Source organism: Leclercia sp. G3L (assembly GCF_021117075.1).
Lineage (GTDB): Bacteria > Pseudomonadota > Gammaproteobacteria > Enterobacterales > Enterobacteriaceae > Enterobacter > Enterobacter adecarboxylatus_C.
Genome location: NZ_CP088263.1, coordinates 111601 through 125885 on the forward strand (window position 1 = coordinate 111601; position 14285 = coordinate 125885).

At 49.0% G+C, this 14285-nt stretch carries 8 protein-coding genes and 4 pseudogenes; 3 read left to right on the plus strand and 9 right to left on the minus strand.

Features of this window, described 5'->3' with window-relative positions:
• Positions 1-5 precede the first annotated feature (5 nt).
• From floR to LRS40_RS00645, 4 genes and pseudogenes are all read right to left on the minus strand, one after another.
• Positions 6-1223: pseudogene (gene floR, locus LRS40_RS00630) on the minus strand (chloramphenicol/florfenicol efflux MFS transporter FloR).
• 174 nt (positions 1224-1397) lie between these two features.
• Positions 1398-2120, minus strand: a pseudogene (locus LRS40_RS00635) (DUF3363 domain-containing protein); the annotation flags it as partial.
• Positions 2121-2354: 234 nt separating this feature from the next.
• A pseudogene (locus tag LRS40_RS00640) lies at positions 2355-3719 on the minus strand (IS91-like element ISVsa3 family transposase); the annotation flags it as partial.
• Positions 3720-3732: 13 nt separating this feature from the next.
• Positions 3733-4182: a MarR family transcriptional regulator gene (locus LRS40_RS00645; protein ID WP_166488538.1), complete on the minus strand. Its 450-nt coding sequence runs from the start codon at positions 4180-4182 to the stop codon at positions 3733-3735.
• 228 nt (positions 4183-4410) lie between these two features.
• Here LRS40_RS00645 and LRS40_RS00650 point away from each other — a divergent pair, with 228 nt between their 5' ends.
• Complete coding sequence (locus tag LRS40_RS00650; RefSeq protein WP_136655510.1) at positions 4411-5040, plus strand: CatB-related O-acetyltransferase; 630 nt, start codon at positions 4411-4413, stop codon at positions 5038-5040.
• 47 nt (positions 5041-5087) lie between these two features.
• Here the strand turns inward: LRS40_RS00650 and LRS40_RS00655 are convergent, their stop codons facing one another.
• The 4 genes and pseudogenes from LRS40_RS00655 to estT all read right to left on the minus strand — a co-directional run bounded on the left by LRS40_RS00655 (position 5088) and on the right by estT (position 10889).
• A complete protein-coding gene (locus LRS40_RS00655) occupies positions 5088-6701 on the minus strand; it encodes an ABC-F family ATP-binding cassette domain-containing protein (protein ID WP_136655509.1) in 1614 nt (537 codons plus the stop codon).
• Positions 6702-7062: 361 nt separating this feature from the next.
• Positions 7063-8558, minus strand: a pseudogene (locus LRS40_RS00660) (IS91-like element ISVsa3 family transposase).
• 338 nt (positions 8559-8896) lie between these two features.
• Entirely contained in the window at positions 8897-10054 is a 1158-nt protein-coding gene (locus LRS40_RS00665) for a tetracycline-inactivating monooxygenase Tet(X4) (protein WP_094309310.1), read from the minus strand.
• The gene (gene estT, locus LRS40_RS00670) at positions 10044-10889 is read right to left on the minus strand and encodes a macrolide hydrolase EstT (RefSeq protein ID WP_164538741.1); all 846 of its coding nucleotides are present in this window, start codon (positions 10887-10889) and stop codon (positions 10044-10046) included. The genes LRS40_RS00665 and estT overlap by 11 nt, the downstream gene beginning before the upstream one ends.
• A 317-nt stretch (positions 10890-11206) precedes the next feature.
• On the opposite strand from estT, the gene LRS40_RS00675 reads away from it, so the two are divergent.
• A protein-coding gene (locus LRS40_RS00675; protein ID WP_231311752.1) for an IS1-like element IS1B family transposase occupies positions 11207-11906 on the plus strand; the annotation gives its coding sequence in 2 pieces (ribosomal slippage) (positions 11207-11446 and positions 11448-11906; 699 coding nt in all).
• A gap of 773 nt (positions 11907-12679) precedes the next feature.
• On the opposite strand, the gene LRS40_RS00680 is transcribed toward LRS40_RS00675, so the two are convergent.
• The gene (locus tag LRS40_RS00680) at positions 12680-13072 is read right to left on the minus strand and encodes a hypothetical protein (RefSeq protein ID WP_000341067.1); all 393 of its coding nucleotides are present in this window, start codon (positions 13070-13072) and stop codon (positions 12680-12682) included.
• Between the two features lie 679 nt (positions 13073-13751).
• On the opposite strand from LRS40_RS00680, the gene LRS40_RS00685 reads away from it, so the two are divergent.
• On the plus strand, positions 13752-14228 hold the full coding sequence (locus LRS40_RS00685; protein WP_000416123.1) for a hypothetical protein: 477 nt from the start codon (positions 13752-13754) through the stop codon (positions 14226-14228).
• The last annotated feature ends 57 nt before the right edge of the window (positions 14229-14285 follow it).

Here is a 14285-nt window from a genome sequence, read left to right on the forward strand (position 1 = left end):
GTCGGTTAGACGACTGGCGACTTCTCGGTGGCAGCCCCACGGAGCCGAAGGAGCACCAGCCCCAACGAAACCAGTACCGCCATCGCCGTGGCGTAACAGATCACGGGCCACGCTGTGTCACCGTTTAAAAAGTGCCACCGCCAATGTCCCGACAATGCTGACTATCAGGCTTTGAACGCAGAAGTAGAACGCGACCGCTGATCCCGCGATGTCGTCGAACTCTGCCAAAGCGCCGTTCGCGGTAACGGACACCGTGAAGACAATACCGACCGCGACAACCCACATCGGTAGGATGAAGGTGAGGAATGACGGCGAGCCGTAAAGTTCGCCGATCCCCAACAGGACCGCTCCGCAAACAAGCAACGCCATCCCACGCGCCACGCATCCTGCGATGCCCCATCTGGCGACAAAGGACTTCGCGAAACGGGTTGTCACGATCATTACAAGCGCGACAGTGGCGAAGGCAAAGCTGAATCCGATCTCGGAATATTCCGCTTGGCCTATGAGCACACGGGGAGCCGTCGAGAAGAAGACGAAGTAGGTGCCCATACCGGCGCTAAAGCCGACAGTGTAAACCCAAAAAAAGCCGGACTCGCGAAGATCGGCAAGACAGATCGGCGCGTCTTGACTTGATCCAGAGGGCGGGTTTCGTGCCACCTGAAACCCGCATTTAGGAGTGCGAGCATCGCCAGTATAGCCAAAGTAATGAATATCGCCTGCCATCCCAAGAACTCGCCGATCCATGCTCCGGCGATAGGGCCGAGCGCAGGCACGAACGCCAGCACCGAACTGAAAAGGCCGTAGATGACGACACCCTCAGGACGGTTGGCATAAACGTCGCGAACCGTCGCGAACGTCGCCACCAGCATGGCCGACGCGCCCACTGCTTGAAGTAGACGGAAAGCGACAAAGGCCGGTGCAGTTGAAGACCAAGCTGCTCCCAGAGACGCAATGACGAAAGCCGTTGCGCCCGCAAGTAGAATTGGCCGTCGCCCGATTCTGTCTGAGAGCGGACCAAAAATCACCTGGCCCACGCCGAGCATCACCATATAGAGGCTCAACGTGAGTTGGATCATAGCGGGCGTCGTGTTCAGGATGCCGGGCATCGCTGGAACGACAGGGAGATAAATATCCATCGCCAGTGAAGCGAGGATGTCGAAAGGAGCCATCAGCAGCAGTGCTGCCGGCAGCGTATAGGCCCACGCGGGGCGTGTGGTGGTCATGACGAATCAACCCTCGATTAAGGAATACCGGGCGACGTCTGCTCGTCAGCAATCAGATGAGACTAGCCTTACAGAGCGCCGCAACAACAATACTGGTTGTTGCGGCTTACTTGTCTGCTGACTTGGAATTTCCCATCTGATTACTCCACGCTTACGAATATGAATTGCTACATTTTATCCGATTATCTTTTTGCTTCGCAATGCGGCATGGGCGCACTCAGCGTTCCAGCCCCTCTGCCGCCCTAACTGCCACGACACCGACCCGCCCTGCACGATGCCCATAACCTCGCGGCCGAGTTGGCGGTCGATGATCGGCCGCCACGGGACAAGGGTGAACTCATGGGATTTCTCGACCACGGCGAACTTGCCGCTCGATAGATGCACGGTTCCGGTAAACTTGCCGCTGACGCTCTCGCCGTCCGTGGCGGCGCGGAACGGCAGGCCCTTACTCAAAGCCATATCCGATCCGACGCCGGCTACCTCGCGCTCCCGCAGGATGGCGAGAAGGTTGCGCCGGTAGAAGACGCGGCTGTCCCGGCTGCGGGTGGCGTCGCCCTGTTCGATATGGTGCTCGCGGCGCTGGTCCATGGCTTCGCGGACTTGTTGCCCGAAGCCGGTTGGCGCAAGGTCGGCCGTCTCGCCGTGGATCAGCCGCCGGTCCAGCCAGGTCGCGCCGTCCGATCCGATCTGTTTGTTCAGATCGACCGGGGAAAGGACGCGAACGCTGGCCTGACTGTCTCGGCCGGCGTCATGGGCGGCGGCACGGCTGACCAGATCATCGGGGATGCGCCATTGGTCGGCGTCGATCCGCTCGACGATACCGGCCCGGCGTAGCGCCTCCAGCCGGCGCACATGGGCATCGACATAGCCCTCATAGTCGCCGCCTGGAACGCGGCACGTATAGGAAGAATAAACGCCCTTTTCACCCAAGTCCAACAGCTTTGGACCGCAGTTGACTCTTTCGACACCCCTGCGATGCAACCCAATCCGGCTGACGGGGAGCCAGCAACGCTGAAAATTTACCCTCCTCTTTCCCACTAGCGGCTCCTTTTCCGACAACCAGCACGGCGGATCCCTGCCGCGGCGCTGTGAACGCAGCATTTTGATTGGTATCGTTGGCCTTCAGGCTCGTCAGTCAAACAGACCCAGGAGCAGCTCAGCCGGTGGCGCCCGGCTTTCGGGTAACGCCCTGGTCCCGCTGGTTTCGGCTTTGTGCTTCAGGTGATCAAGGATCTGCTTGATCACTATAGGGTCTTCAATGCAGGCGATGACTTTCATGGCGCCGCCGCAGCCGCTGCAGGTCTCGATGTCGATATTGAAAACACGCTTGAGCCGTTGCGCCCATGTCATCGACGCTCGCCGTTGTGCTGGTGTTGCCGGTTCATCAGCCACCCTGACCTTGTTGCCCCTGCCCCGTTTTGCCGGCGTGACCAACGCCCGGTGCCGACTGTTGGGTGCGAACACCCCGTGGAAGCGGGTTAGGTTGACTCTGGGCTTCGGTACCAGGGCGGCCAGCCTTGCAATGAAATCCAATGGTTCGAAAATGACGTGCGTGGTGCCGTCCCGGTACGGCGTCTTGAGCTGGTAGCGCACGTTGCCGCCTCGTGTTAACGACAGCCGCTTCTCGGATACCGCCGGGCGGCTGATGTACCGGCACAGCCGTTCGAGCTTCTTGCGTTCATCGGCCCTGGCCGCCACGCCGGCGTGCAGGCTGGACCCGGCTACCTTGCCAATCCCGTCACCGAACGGATCACCACTGGTCGGCAGAGTTTGCAAAGTGAACACCTTTCGCCCCGCCTGTGAACCGACAGCGATACGGTAAGTGATCGAGTGCCCCAGCAGGGGTGTCATCGGGTCGTCATCCACCGCATCCGAGGCCAGATAGCTGTTTTCGACATCCCGTTCCAGCAGGCCTTGCCGTTCCAGATAGCGACCCACCCGGTGGGCGATGGTGTGCGTCAGCTGGGTGAGCTCTGGGCTGGTCGGCGCCTTGACCCAGCGGAAACGCGCTGAGCCGTGGGATTGCTCGACATACACACCGTCGAGAAACAGCATGTGGAAGTGAACATTCAGATTGAGCGCCGATCCAAAACGCTGGATCAGGGTGACCGCGCCCGTCTTGGCCACTTGGTGGGTATGGCCCGCTTTCTTGACCAGGTGCGTGGCAATGACGCGGTAAACGATGCCCAGCACCCACCCCATGATCTCGGGCCGGCTGGCAAACAGGAAACGCAGCTGAAACGGGAAGCTCAACACCCACTGACGCATGGGTTGTTCAGGCAGTACTTCATCAACCAGCAAGGCGGCACTTTCGGCCATCCGCCGCGCCCCACAGCTCGGGCAGAAACCGCGACGCTTACAGCTGAAAGCGACCAGGTGCTCGGCGTGGCAAGACTCGCAGCGAACCCGTAGAAAGCCATGCTCCAGCCGCCCGCATTGGAGAAATTCTTCAAATTCCCGTTGCACATAGCCCGGCAATTCCTTTCCCTGTTTTGATCTCCTTTTTTCATTATTCTTCTAAGTAATTTGTTAAAGCTTCCAAGAACAGCTGGGCTTTAGCCAATGTTTCATCATCCATCGTTGCCAAAAAATTTAAATAATTTGCTTTAGCTTGCTCATGCAACACATGATGAATATCCGCAATATGCTCACCTTCTTTCGTTAACTGATAAAAAATCGACTTTTGATTATCTTCCACTTGGTATGTCGTGATTAATTCATCCTTCAATAACTTATTCACAGCCTTTGAAACTGCTGCTTTTGTTAACGCTAAAGCATCACTGAGCACTTTATTATTCACAGCATCATGTTGCTGAATACAGCTCAAAATATGCAATTGCGTTAATGTGTAATTGCCCAAATCCTTCAATAAAATTTCACGCTTTTTCTCTCGATGAATTTCTTGTGCATGTATTAACTTTACTAAAGTTCGATACATTTTTTCTGTTTGTGTTGTCATAATCATTATCTCAGCTTTGTTTACCAGTTAACTATATTCCTGATTTAAATTATTGTCAACTGGTTAACTATAAATTTGAGTTAGTTTTATAAATACTTATAATGTTCCAATGATCAATAATCCTTTACTCAAAAAACCGAGAATCGCTCGCGGTTGATGCACTTGGAATGTAGTGCATCGAATCGATAAAACATTCCATGTATTTGCCATTTTATTTGGAGCTTTGTCATGGAAAAAAAACATTGGTCAAAAGTGGAATATCTCCACGAAACTGTTAAAAACTCAAACATTATCATTAAAGGTCAACATAGCTATTACAGCGATTGTTGGGATCAGGGCTTTGAAGCTTCTGTTGTGCGCTATTTATATGGCGATGAAGAAAGCTTAAAGTGGGAACCTTTATGGCACATCGATCAATTATACATTGGTGATTATGTCTGCATTGGCGCAGAAGCGGTAATTCTCATGGGCGGCAATCATACACATCGCGCAGATTGGTTCAGCTTATATCCTTTTATGGAAACTATCATCGATGCTTATCAAAGCAAAGGTGATACGCATATTCATGATAGCGCTTGGATCGGTATGCGAGCGATGATTATGCCAGGCATCACAATTGGAGAAGGCGCAATCGTTGCCGCTGGCAGTATTGTGACAAAAGATGTGGAACCTTATGCAATTGTAGGTGGATCACCTGCACAATTAGTAAAATACAGATTTCCACCAGAGATCATTCAACAGTTATTAGCATTGCATATTTATGATTGGGCACCTGAGAAGTTTCAGGCGCTTCGCCCATTCTTAACACAAAATAATATCGAAGCATTGATTGAAGCTGAGAAACATTATTCGCTGTAATCGTGATTTTCCTTAATGTATCTATCCCTTCCTTTAGAAGGGATCGTTTAAAAATTTTCCTGCCACTGCCAACCGTTTTCAGTTGCCACTAAATATTTTGTAATACCAATATTTTCTAAAAATTCTTGATCATGAGCCACAATCACTAAAGCGCCACGATAACTTTGTAATAATTGTTCCAATGCTTGTAATGATGGTAAATCCAAGTGATTATTGGGTTCATCTAGCAATAGCAATTGTGCAGGCTTTTTTTGATATAAAGCCAGAATCAAAGCTGCTTTTAGCTGTTCACCACCACTTAAAGCCTTCATCGGCTGATTAATCACTGTATTGTCCAATCCCAACTGCGCTAGCTGCATTCTTAAATCTGTAATTTTCTCTTTGGTTTGCCCGTCTGAAACCTGCTCCAAAATAGATTTTGATAAATCCAAGGAAGACAATTGTTGATCCAAATAAGCAAAACTCACATGATGTATTACTTCGCCTTGTGAGGGCGAAATCTTCCCTGCTAATGCTTTCAACAATACAGATTTACCACTGCCATTTTTACCCACAATTGCAATGCGATCGCCCTTCTCAATTTGCCCATGAAATTCGCACAGGTGCTCAGCTAAATATGGCAATATCAGCTGGTTCAATTCTGCTAATATTTTCGGCACAAAAGCATCCACATCATAACCATGCAACACAACAGATTCCTGCTGATCTATGCGATTTTTTGCAGATTGAATGGCTAATTTACCTTGTTCAGCAATCTGATCACGTTGCTGCTTTGCTTTGCCTGAACTTAATTCACTACGGTTCTTTTGGCGATCTAACAATATCTTTGCTTGATTTTGCTCACCGCGTTGCTTATTGGCTTGAGAGGATCGTTTAGCTTGTCGCTCCAATTGTTGTTGTACAACTGCCAAGCGCTTTTTCTCTGTCTGTTTTACTGCATTCAATTGCTGAATAGCAGAAGCTAATTCGGCATCCCTTTGCTCAATATAATCTTGATAAGCACCGCTATATGCTGTTAAGCCTTTAGCAGATAATTCCACAATGGCATTCACTTGGTTCAACAAATAACGATCATGAGTAATGATGATCACCTGCCCTTGCCATGATTGAATCATCGACCATAAAACTTGTTTATAGTGATAATCCAAATGATTACTTGGCTCATCCAAAATCAAAATTTGTGCTTGTGATAAGAAAGCAGCCGCAATGCGAATACGCATTTGCTCACCACCACTTAATTGCTGCATAGCAGTTGCTAACGAAACATGGGATAAAGACAGATCAGCCAATAAATTCAGAGCCTCATCCTGAATGCACCAACGCGAACCCACAGTTTCAAAATCATCAGGATCAACACTACCATTTTCAATGCGTTGTAATGCATCCAATATAGACTGAATCCCCAGTGCTTCAGCAACGGTTTCGGCACTATTTTCATGGGCTTTTTGTGATAAGTAATAAACTAAATCTCTATTGATACATGAGCCTTCCGTTGGCAATAATCGCCCCGCCATGATTTGTGCCAATAAGCTTTTGCCCACGCCATTTCGCCCAATCAAAGCTGTGATTGGCTGAGAGAATGTATAAGTTAAATTTGAAAAAACTGTGTTGCCATTTGGCAAACCATAAGACAACTGATTAAGCTGCAAAAATTTGGACATAAAACCTCCTTGATTGATCGTAATAACAAGTCAAATCAAGTTAATTGTTCATGTCAGCAAACCTCATCAGTTCTAAATTAAGATGCACGTATTTTAACTTTGTACAAAATAAAGTCAATGAAAAACACGTATAGGAAGAATAAACGCCCTTTTCACCCAAGTCCAACAGCTTTGGACCGCAGTTGACTCTTTCGACACCCCTGCGATGCAACCCAATCCGGCTGACGGGGAGCCAGCAACGCTGAAAATTTACCCTCCTCTTTCCCACTAGCGGCTCCTTTTCCGACAACCAGCACGGCGGATCCCTGCCGCGGCGCTGTGAACGCAGCATTTTGATTGGTATCGTTGGCCTTCAGGCTCGTCAGTCAAACAGACCCAGGAGCAGCTCAGCCGGTGGCGCCCGGCTTTCGGGTAACGCCCTGGTCCCGCTGGTTTCGGCTTTGTGCTTCAGGTGATCAAGGATCTGCTTGATCACTATAGGGTCTTCAATGCAGGCGATGACTTTCATGGCGCCGCCGCAGCCGCTGCAGGTCTCGATGTCGATATTGAAAACACGCTTGAGCCGTTGCGCCCATGTCATCGACGCTCGCCGTTGTGCTGGTGTTGCCGGTTCATCAGCCACCCTGACCTTGTTGCCCCTGCCCCGTTTTGCCGGCGTGACCAACGCCCGGTGCCGACTGTTGGGTGCGAACACCCCGTGGAAGCGGGTTAGGTTGACTCTGGGCTTCGGTACCAGGGGCGGCCAGCCTTGCAATGAAATCCAATGGTTCGAAAATGACGTGCGTGGTGCCGTCCCGGTACGGCGTCTTGAGCTGGTAGCGCACGTTGCCGCCTCGTGTTAACGACAGCCGCTTCTCGGATACCGCCGGGCGGCTGATGTACCGGCACAGCCGTTCGAGCTTCTTGCGTTCATCGGCCCTGGCCGCCACGCCGGCGTGCAGGCTGGACCCGGCTACCTTGCCAATCCCGTCACCGAACGGATCACCACTGGTCGGCAGAGTTTGCAAAGTGAACACCTTTCGCCCCGCCTGTGAACCGACAGCGATACGGTAAGTGATCGAGTGCCCCAGCAGGGGTGTCATCGGGTCGTCATCCACCGCATCCGAGGCCAGATAGCTGTTTTCGACATCCCGTTCCAGCAGGCCTTGCCGTTCCAGATAGCGACCCACCCGGTGGGCGATGGTGTGCGTCAGCTGGGTGAGCTCTGGGCTGGTCGGCGCCTTGACCCAGCGGAAACGCGCTGAGCCGTGGGATTGCTCGACATACACACCGTCGAGAAACAGCATGTGGAAGTGAACATTCAGATTGAGCGCCGATCCAAAAACGCTGGATCAGGGTGACCGCGCCCGTCTTGGCCACTTGGTGGGTATGGCCCGCTTTCTTGACCAGGTGCGTGGCAATGACGCGGTAAACGATGCCCAGCACCCACCCCATGATCTCGGGCCGGCTGGCAAACAGGAAACGCAGCTGAAACGGGAAACTCAACACCCACTGACGCATGGGTTGTTCAGGCAGTACTTCATCAACCAGCAAGGCGGCACTTTCGGCCATCCGCCGCGCCCCACAGCTCGGGCAGAAACCGCGACGCTTACAGCTGAAAGCGACCAGGTGCTCGGCGTGGCAAGACTCGCAGCGAACCCGTAGAAAGCCATGCTCCAGCCGCCCGCATTGGAGAAATTCTTCAAATTCCCGTTGCACATAGCCCGGCAATTCCTTTCCCTGCTCTGCCATAAGCGCAGCGAATGCCGGGTAATACTCGTCAACGATCTGATAGAGAAGGGTTTGCTCGGGTCGGTGGCTCTGGTAACGACCAGTATCCCGATCCCGGCTGGCCGTCCTGGCCGCCACATGAGGCATGTTCCGCGTCCTTGCAATACTGTGTTTACATACAGTCTATCGCTTAGCGGAAAGTTCTTTTACCCTCAGCCGAAATGCCTGCCGTTGCTAGACATTGCCAGCCAGTGCCCGTCACTCCCACTCAATAGTTGGCACAAAGTCCTATTCTAGGCACTACCATTACTTTACAACGCCTGAAGAAAAGAGGATATGTTTCCTTAACTGAATTACATTTACAACTTAACCCATCTCTTTGCGAACCGCCGAGTACGTGACCCGTACGCTCGGTGGTGTGAGAGGCGCACTCCGTCAGTTACTGGCGGAGCCGTCTACTCGATTATGTGCCGTTTTATTCCATTTTATACATTTAACAATTGCTGAAACGTAAAGTCGGGTTTAAACATTTCAATTTCGTTTTGAGTTGATTCTTCTTGTGCTTCTTTGCCATAGATAAACATTTGCTGTTCATAATTTTCAATAGCCTCTTCAATGCTGTTAAATTTCCCATTGGTCAGATTATCCGACAATATCAAGGCATCCATCAACCCGCTGTTTACGCCTTGTCCTGCAAAAGGAGGCATCAAATGAGCAGCATCTCCAATCATCGTTATGGGTAATGGACGCTTACTTTTCCAAGACTTACCTAAGGGAAATATTCGTGTCGCTAACCCTACAAAAGATGATGTCACACGAATCAGTTCTTTGTAGCGTTCGTCCCAATCGGAAAATTCTTTCAGAAGAAAATCAACGACACTATTTCTGTTTTGAAAATCTACCTGCGTTTGGTTTTTCCATTCATCAGGTGTTTTAAAACTTATTCCAAAATGCAATGCACCATTATTATTAGGATTCGCAAATAATAAATTACCTTGATGAGCAGCCATTAGCCGGTTTCCATTGCATAGCTGAAAAAATCCAGGACAGTTCACCTCTGGATGATGAATATCGGCTTGTATATTGAAAGTACCTGTTTCTTCAACTTCCGTGTCGGTAACAAATTTTCTTACTTTAGACATTCCACCATTGGCAATAATAACCAGATCTGCTGTTTCACTCGGTTTATTCTCAAAAGTTAGTGTCCACTTCTTCTTACCAGGTTCAAGCATAACAAGTTTTCTATCCCAAATAACCGTGTCGTTTTCTAAACTATTCAACAAGATAGCCCTTAAGTCATTTCTGTTTATTTCAGGATTGTCAAATCGATTTTCGGGCTTTACATTTTTTGTGGATAAAATATTGCCTTTTTCATCAGCAATATTTACACCCATTGGTAAGGCTAAGTCATAATAAGTTTGTAACAATCCCGCTTTTTTCATTGCTTCCTGACCTGAACCTTTGTGTAGGTCAAGGGTTCCACCAAAAATTCTTGCCTCTCGGTCGTTGTCTCTTTCGTAAACTGAAACGTCTATGCCGTTTTGCTGTAATAATTTTGCCATAGTCAGTCCAACGGGTCCACCACCAATTATTGCAACGTTCTTATCACTAAGTAAATTCATTTGTTTTTCTTTATTGCTCATTTATATGTTTTTCAATTCCGTCAATTATTGTTGTCCAATCTTCAAAGTGCAATTCGTGTCCTGTTCCTTCAAGAGTAATTAATTTCGTATTTTGTATTTTCTCAATTAATACACCAGCGTTTTTATAGTGCCAAATTTTGTCATCTGTTCCGTGAATTATCAAGGTTGGTTGATTTACTTCATTTAGTCTATTCCAATATTCTTCACTACCTTGCAATGTAGCGTGATTGAACATACTTATATAATTGTTTGCTCTATTGAACTCAGCTCTTATCAGCTTTTCACTTCTTTGTTTATCAAATTGTTTCTTGCCGCACATTAATTCTGCACCCTGAATTAAATAGTTTACCACACTGTCTTCATTTGACCAATCGACTGTGCCTGCTTTACCATGGAAATCTAAAATACGTGTGTCCATCTCAGGAATAGTTGGGTCCGAGTCTCCCCAAGGGCCTGTAGACATAAGTGTTAATGAGCTAACTCTATCGGCAAACTTTATAGCTGCTATTTGTGTAATTAGCCCACCTAATGACATACCCACAAAATGTGCTTTGTCTATTTCATAGCCGTCCAAAATTGCAATGGCATCATTTGTTAAGTCAACAATGTCGTATGGTGCTGAACCCGGCTCATAATTAGTGGATTTTCCTACATCTCTGTTGTCGTAACGAATAACAAAAAATCCTTTTTCAGATAATTGTTGGCAAAATTCAGTGTCCCAATACAGCATTGATACGGTTGCACCTGCTACCAAAAGGATTGCTGGATTTTTCTTATTTCCAAAACTTTCCGTACAGAGTTCAATGCCGTTTGTTTTAATTATTTTCTCTTTCATTTCTGTTTTCCTTTGTTTGCAACTGATTATTATCAGTCCTAAAATTAATATCCAAAGTAGTTTTTTTTCATTTATCAATGTTTAACTGTTATGCTGGTATCTTTCACAATGCCCGCTAACTTATATATATACGAAACATTCTACTCTATTTCATACCCATATGGCAAGATAGGCGAATGTTTTTACTATTTTATTTCGCATTTTGAATTTCTCAAATATAAAAATTATTTTAACATTTTAGTACTTATAGTGCTTAATTATTGGTGATGCTGCCAACTTACTGATTTAGTGTATGATGGTGTTTTTGAGGTGCTCCAGTGGCTTCTGTTTCTATCAGCTGTCCCTCCTGTTCAGCTACTGACGGGGTGGTGCGTAACGGCAAAAGCACCGCCGGACATCAGCGCTATCTCTGCTCTCACTGCCGTAAAACATGGCAACTGCAGTTCACTTACACCGCTTCTCAACCCGGTACGCACCAGAAAATCATTGATATGGCCATGAATGGCGTTGGATGCCGGGCAACCGCCCGCATTATGGGCGTTGGCCTCAACACGATTTTTCCGCCATTTAAAAAAACTCAGGCCGCAGTCGGTAACCTCGTGCATACAGCCGGGCAGTGACGTCATCGTCTGCGCGGAAATGGACGAACAGTGGGGATACGTCGGGGCTAAATCGCGCCAGCGCTGGCTGTTTTACGCGTATGACAGGCTCCGGAAGACGGTTGTTGCGCACGTATTCGGTGAACGCACTATGGCGACGCTGGGGCGTCTTATGAGCCTGCTGTCACCCTTTGACGTGGTGATATGGATGACGGATGGCTGGCCGCTGTATGAATCCCGCCTGAAGGGAAAGCTGCACGTAATCAGCAAGCGATATACGCAGCGAATTGAGCGGCATAACCTGAATCTGAGGCAGCACCTGGCACGGCTGGGACGGAAGTCGCTGTCGTTCTCAAAATCGGTGGAGCTGCATGACAAAGTCATCGGGCATTATCTGAACATAAAACACTATCAATAAGTTGGAGTCATTACCCACTGCGCATACCGTATTCCTCACGAATTAATGCTCAAATACAGACCGGTCAAAAGAGATGTCAATCATAGCATCAGGCAAGCCGGTGACTAACAGGTTGCATAACCTCATTATCATTGGGAGATGTGCCCCTCCGCCGCCTTGCCCGAATCGACCTTGTTCGGTCATCGTGAAAGTCTGTTTGCTATTGTCGTTGGGGATAAACCATCAAGCTTTTCAGCATCGCGCATCAAGTCCGCAACCCCTTTGCTGGCGTGCCCCAAATCAAACACTACGACCGGGCCAACCTCTATACCCTGCCCAAGAAGCGCCGGATCAATCACTATGATCTGACCTAAATGCTCTGATTTTTTCTCAGTACTAAAAGCTAACGTGGATGGTGTAACTTGAACTGGTGACTGCCCGTAGACAACAGTTTTCACAGATAAAGCGAATATTTTGCATGTCCTCATCCCACATAGTGTCCGACTAAAACCCAGGCCGTGCCCACCCGACCATCCTGCCCGCTTCAATACACCCTATGTGACAATCGTGCCCTGACCAGGCCGCATGCGAATTTTGAGGAAACAGGGAGAAAATAAAAAGAAAACAAAAAGTTATCGGCTGAAGTATTTGCACTGATCTCAAATCAGGCGAAGCCTGACAGCACGTATGGGTCTGGCAGGGGACTTTAGGGATGAGGACATGCAATTGTGATAACCCTCCCGCCACGGGGTCGGTTAAATTCGTATCCTGCCGGTGCAATTCCAACGGACGCATTACCAGTTCGCCGGGTAGCATGGCCAACAAAGCCAGGCATCGAGCACACGGGTTTCACTGACGGCCGCTGCATAGACGCCGGTATCCGGGAAGAAATAAACCGGGGTGGCGTTGTTCAACTGGTCGCCTTCATCGGCCAGAGCACCGATCACCTCATGAGGCTTCAGCAGCATATCCGTTAAATATTCATCCGGGTGGATGGCATTCAGCGATATGGCCAGCTCCAGAAATTCATCCAGGGTGTGGCGGGTACGATACCCCCGGAATACTTCGTATGAAGGCGAGACGCATTCTCCATACTGGGAACAGGCATCATACCCGGCCAGCTGCTCTTCGGTGAATCTGGAGGCATGCTTTGCCACGAGACTCGTAAACTGCTCTTTATCGTCCATCACAATCCTTACACTGTAGGGGCCTGTTTTGTCAGACGCGACCACCGGCTATGAACCGACAAGACGTCAGTCGCCTGCCAGCCCGGGCGAGGTGGAATACAGTTTACCAGTTCCGGCCGACCGACTTTGCTGCCAGGAGACGCTAAATACACTAATATTGAATCGTTGCATCTTCGATATCCGGGTGACATTCTGGTTCCCGGCTTTTCTGATCGGGTATGTAATGATCAATGCCCCCTCCCCCAGGATAAAATTATCAGGGCGCAAGGGTAGCTGGAGGAAGGATGGATACCATACATTTCTGCTTAATGCTTTTTTTTTGCTTCTGACGTTCTGGTAATCTAATTTTTATCACGATTTGAAAATGATAAATGGAATACACGTAATGAGTTACGCCCACCTTTTTGAAAATTGCGATCATGTTATTGAGGGCAACATTCTCCTCGACATTGCGAGTATTCCGCCCGTTCTGAAAAAGGCCCTGATCTTTCTCATCCAATCCGGACTGGAGCGGGAGGCATTTAACGCTCAATTAACAGAGCTCTTGATATTACCGCAGCCGAATTGTCAGCCCACCTGCTTACTCCGGGAAACGCCTGAATGCGGTTCTTTGTCTTTACCTTGTTTTAATTTCACTACATGCTAACGTATGCATACATTAGGCAAAATGGTTTCTCCAATGGAAAAGACGCAATCACCCGCAGAGCGCTTTTACGAAAGCATTTATTATTCTGATGAAAGCCTGGAAGAGGATTACCTCGCGGAGCTCCGCAATTTCAGCAGCGACCACTGGGACACTGCACTGCGTGCCGCCCGTTTGTCTGCGGCGGTAAAGCGTTTCAAGACATCGGAGATGCTTCGCTTCATTCTGGAATTCGTTGTTCCCGAGAACGCTCAGGAAGACGCCCCCGATCTGACACCGCTCGCAGCGAAGCGGCTTTGCAACTCCCTGTTCGGCCGGTCTGGTAGCCAGTCCATTCTTGTCTATGTCTTTGGCCAGGCAGGCCGTGTGCATCGCAGTGCAACCTGTTCCCCCAAAACCATAGAGGCTATCGCTGCTCTTTATCGTTCTGACGCTGAACGCTACTGGAATTCAACTCTTGCGACAATTGAAAGGGTCAAACACACCTACCGCGCAAAAATCCGAAACTCCTGATCCAGTTATTAGACCTTACGCCTTAATGCTAATGTATGCGTCCATTAGCTTTAAGCG

Bases quoted from the DNA above. Each gene is read 5' to 3' on its own strand.
- LRS40_RS00645 (WP_166488538.1), bottom strand. From the start codon at position 4,182: ATGACAACACAAACAGAAAAAATGTATCGAACTTTAGTAAAGTTAATA.
- LRS40_RS00650 (WP_136655510.1), top strand. From the start codon at position 4,411: ATGGAAAAAAAACATTGGTCAAAAGTGGAATATCTCCACGAAACTGTT.
- LRS40_RS00655 (WP_136655509.1), bottom strand. From the start codon at position 6,701: ATGTCCAAATTTTTGCAGCTTAATCAGTTGTCTTATGGTTTGCCAAAT.
- LRS40_RS00665 (WP_094309310.1), bottom strand. From the start codon at position 10,054: ATGAGCAATAAAGAAAAACAAATGAATTTACTTAGTGATAAGAACGTT.
- estT (WP_164538741.1), bottom strand. From the start codon at position 10,889: ATGAAAGAGAAAATAATTAAAACAAACGGCATTGAACTCTGTACGGAA.
- LRS40_RS00680 (WP_000341067.1), bottom strand. From the start codon at position 13,072: ATGGACGATAAAGAGCAGTTTACGAGTCTCGTGGCAAAGCATGCCTCC.
- LRS40_RS00685 (WP_000416123.1), top strand. From the start codon at position 13,752: ATGGAAAAGACGCAATCACCCGCAGAGCGCTTTTACGAAAGCATTTAT.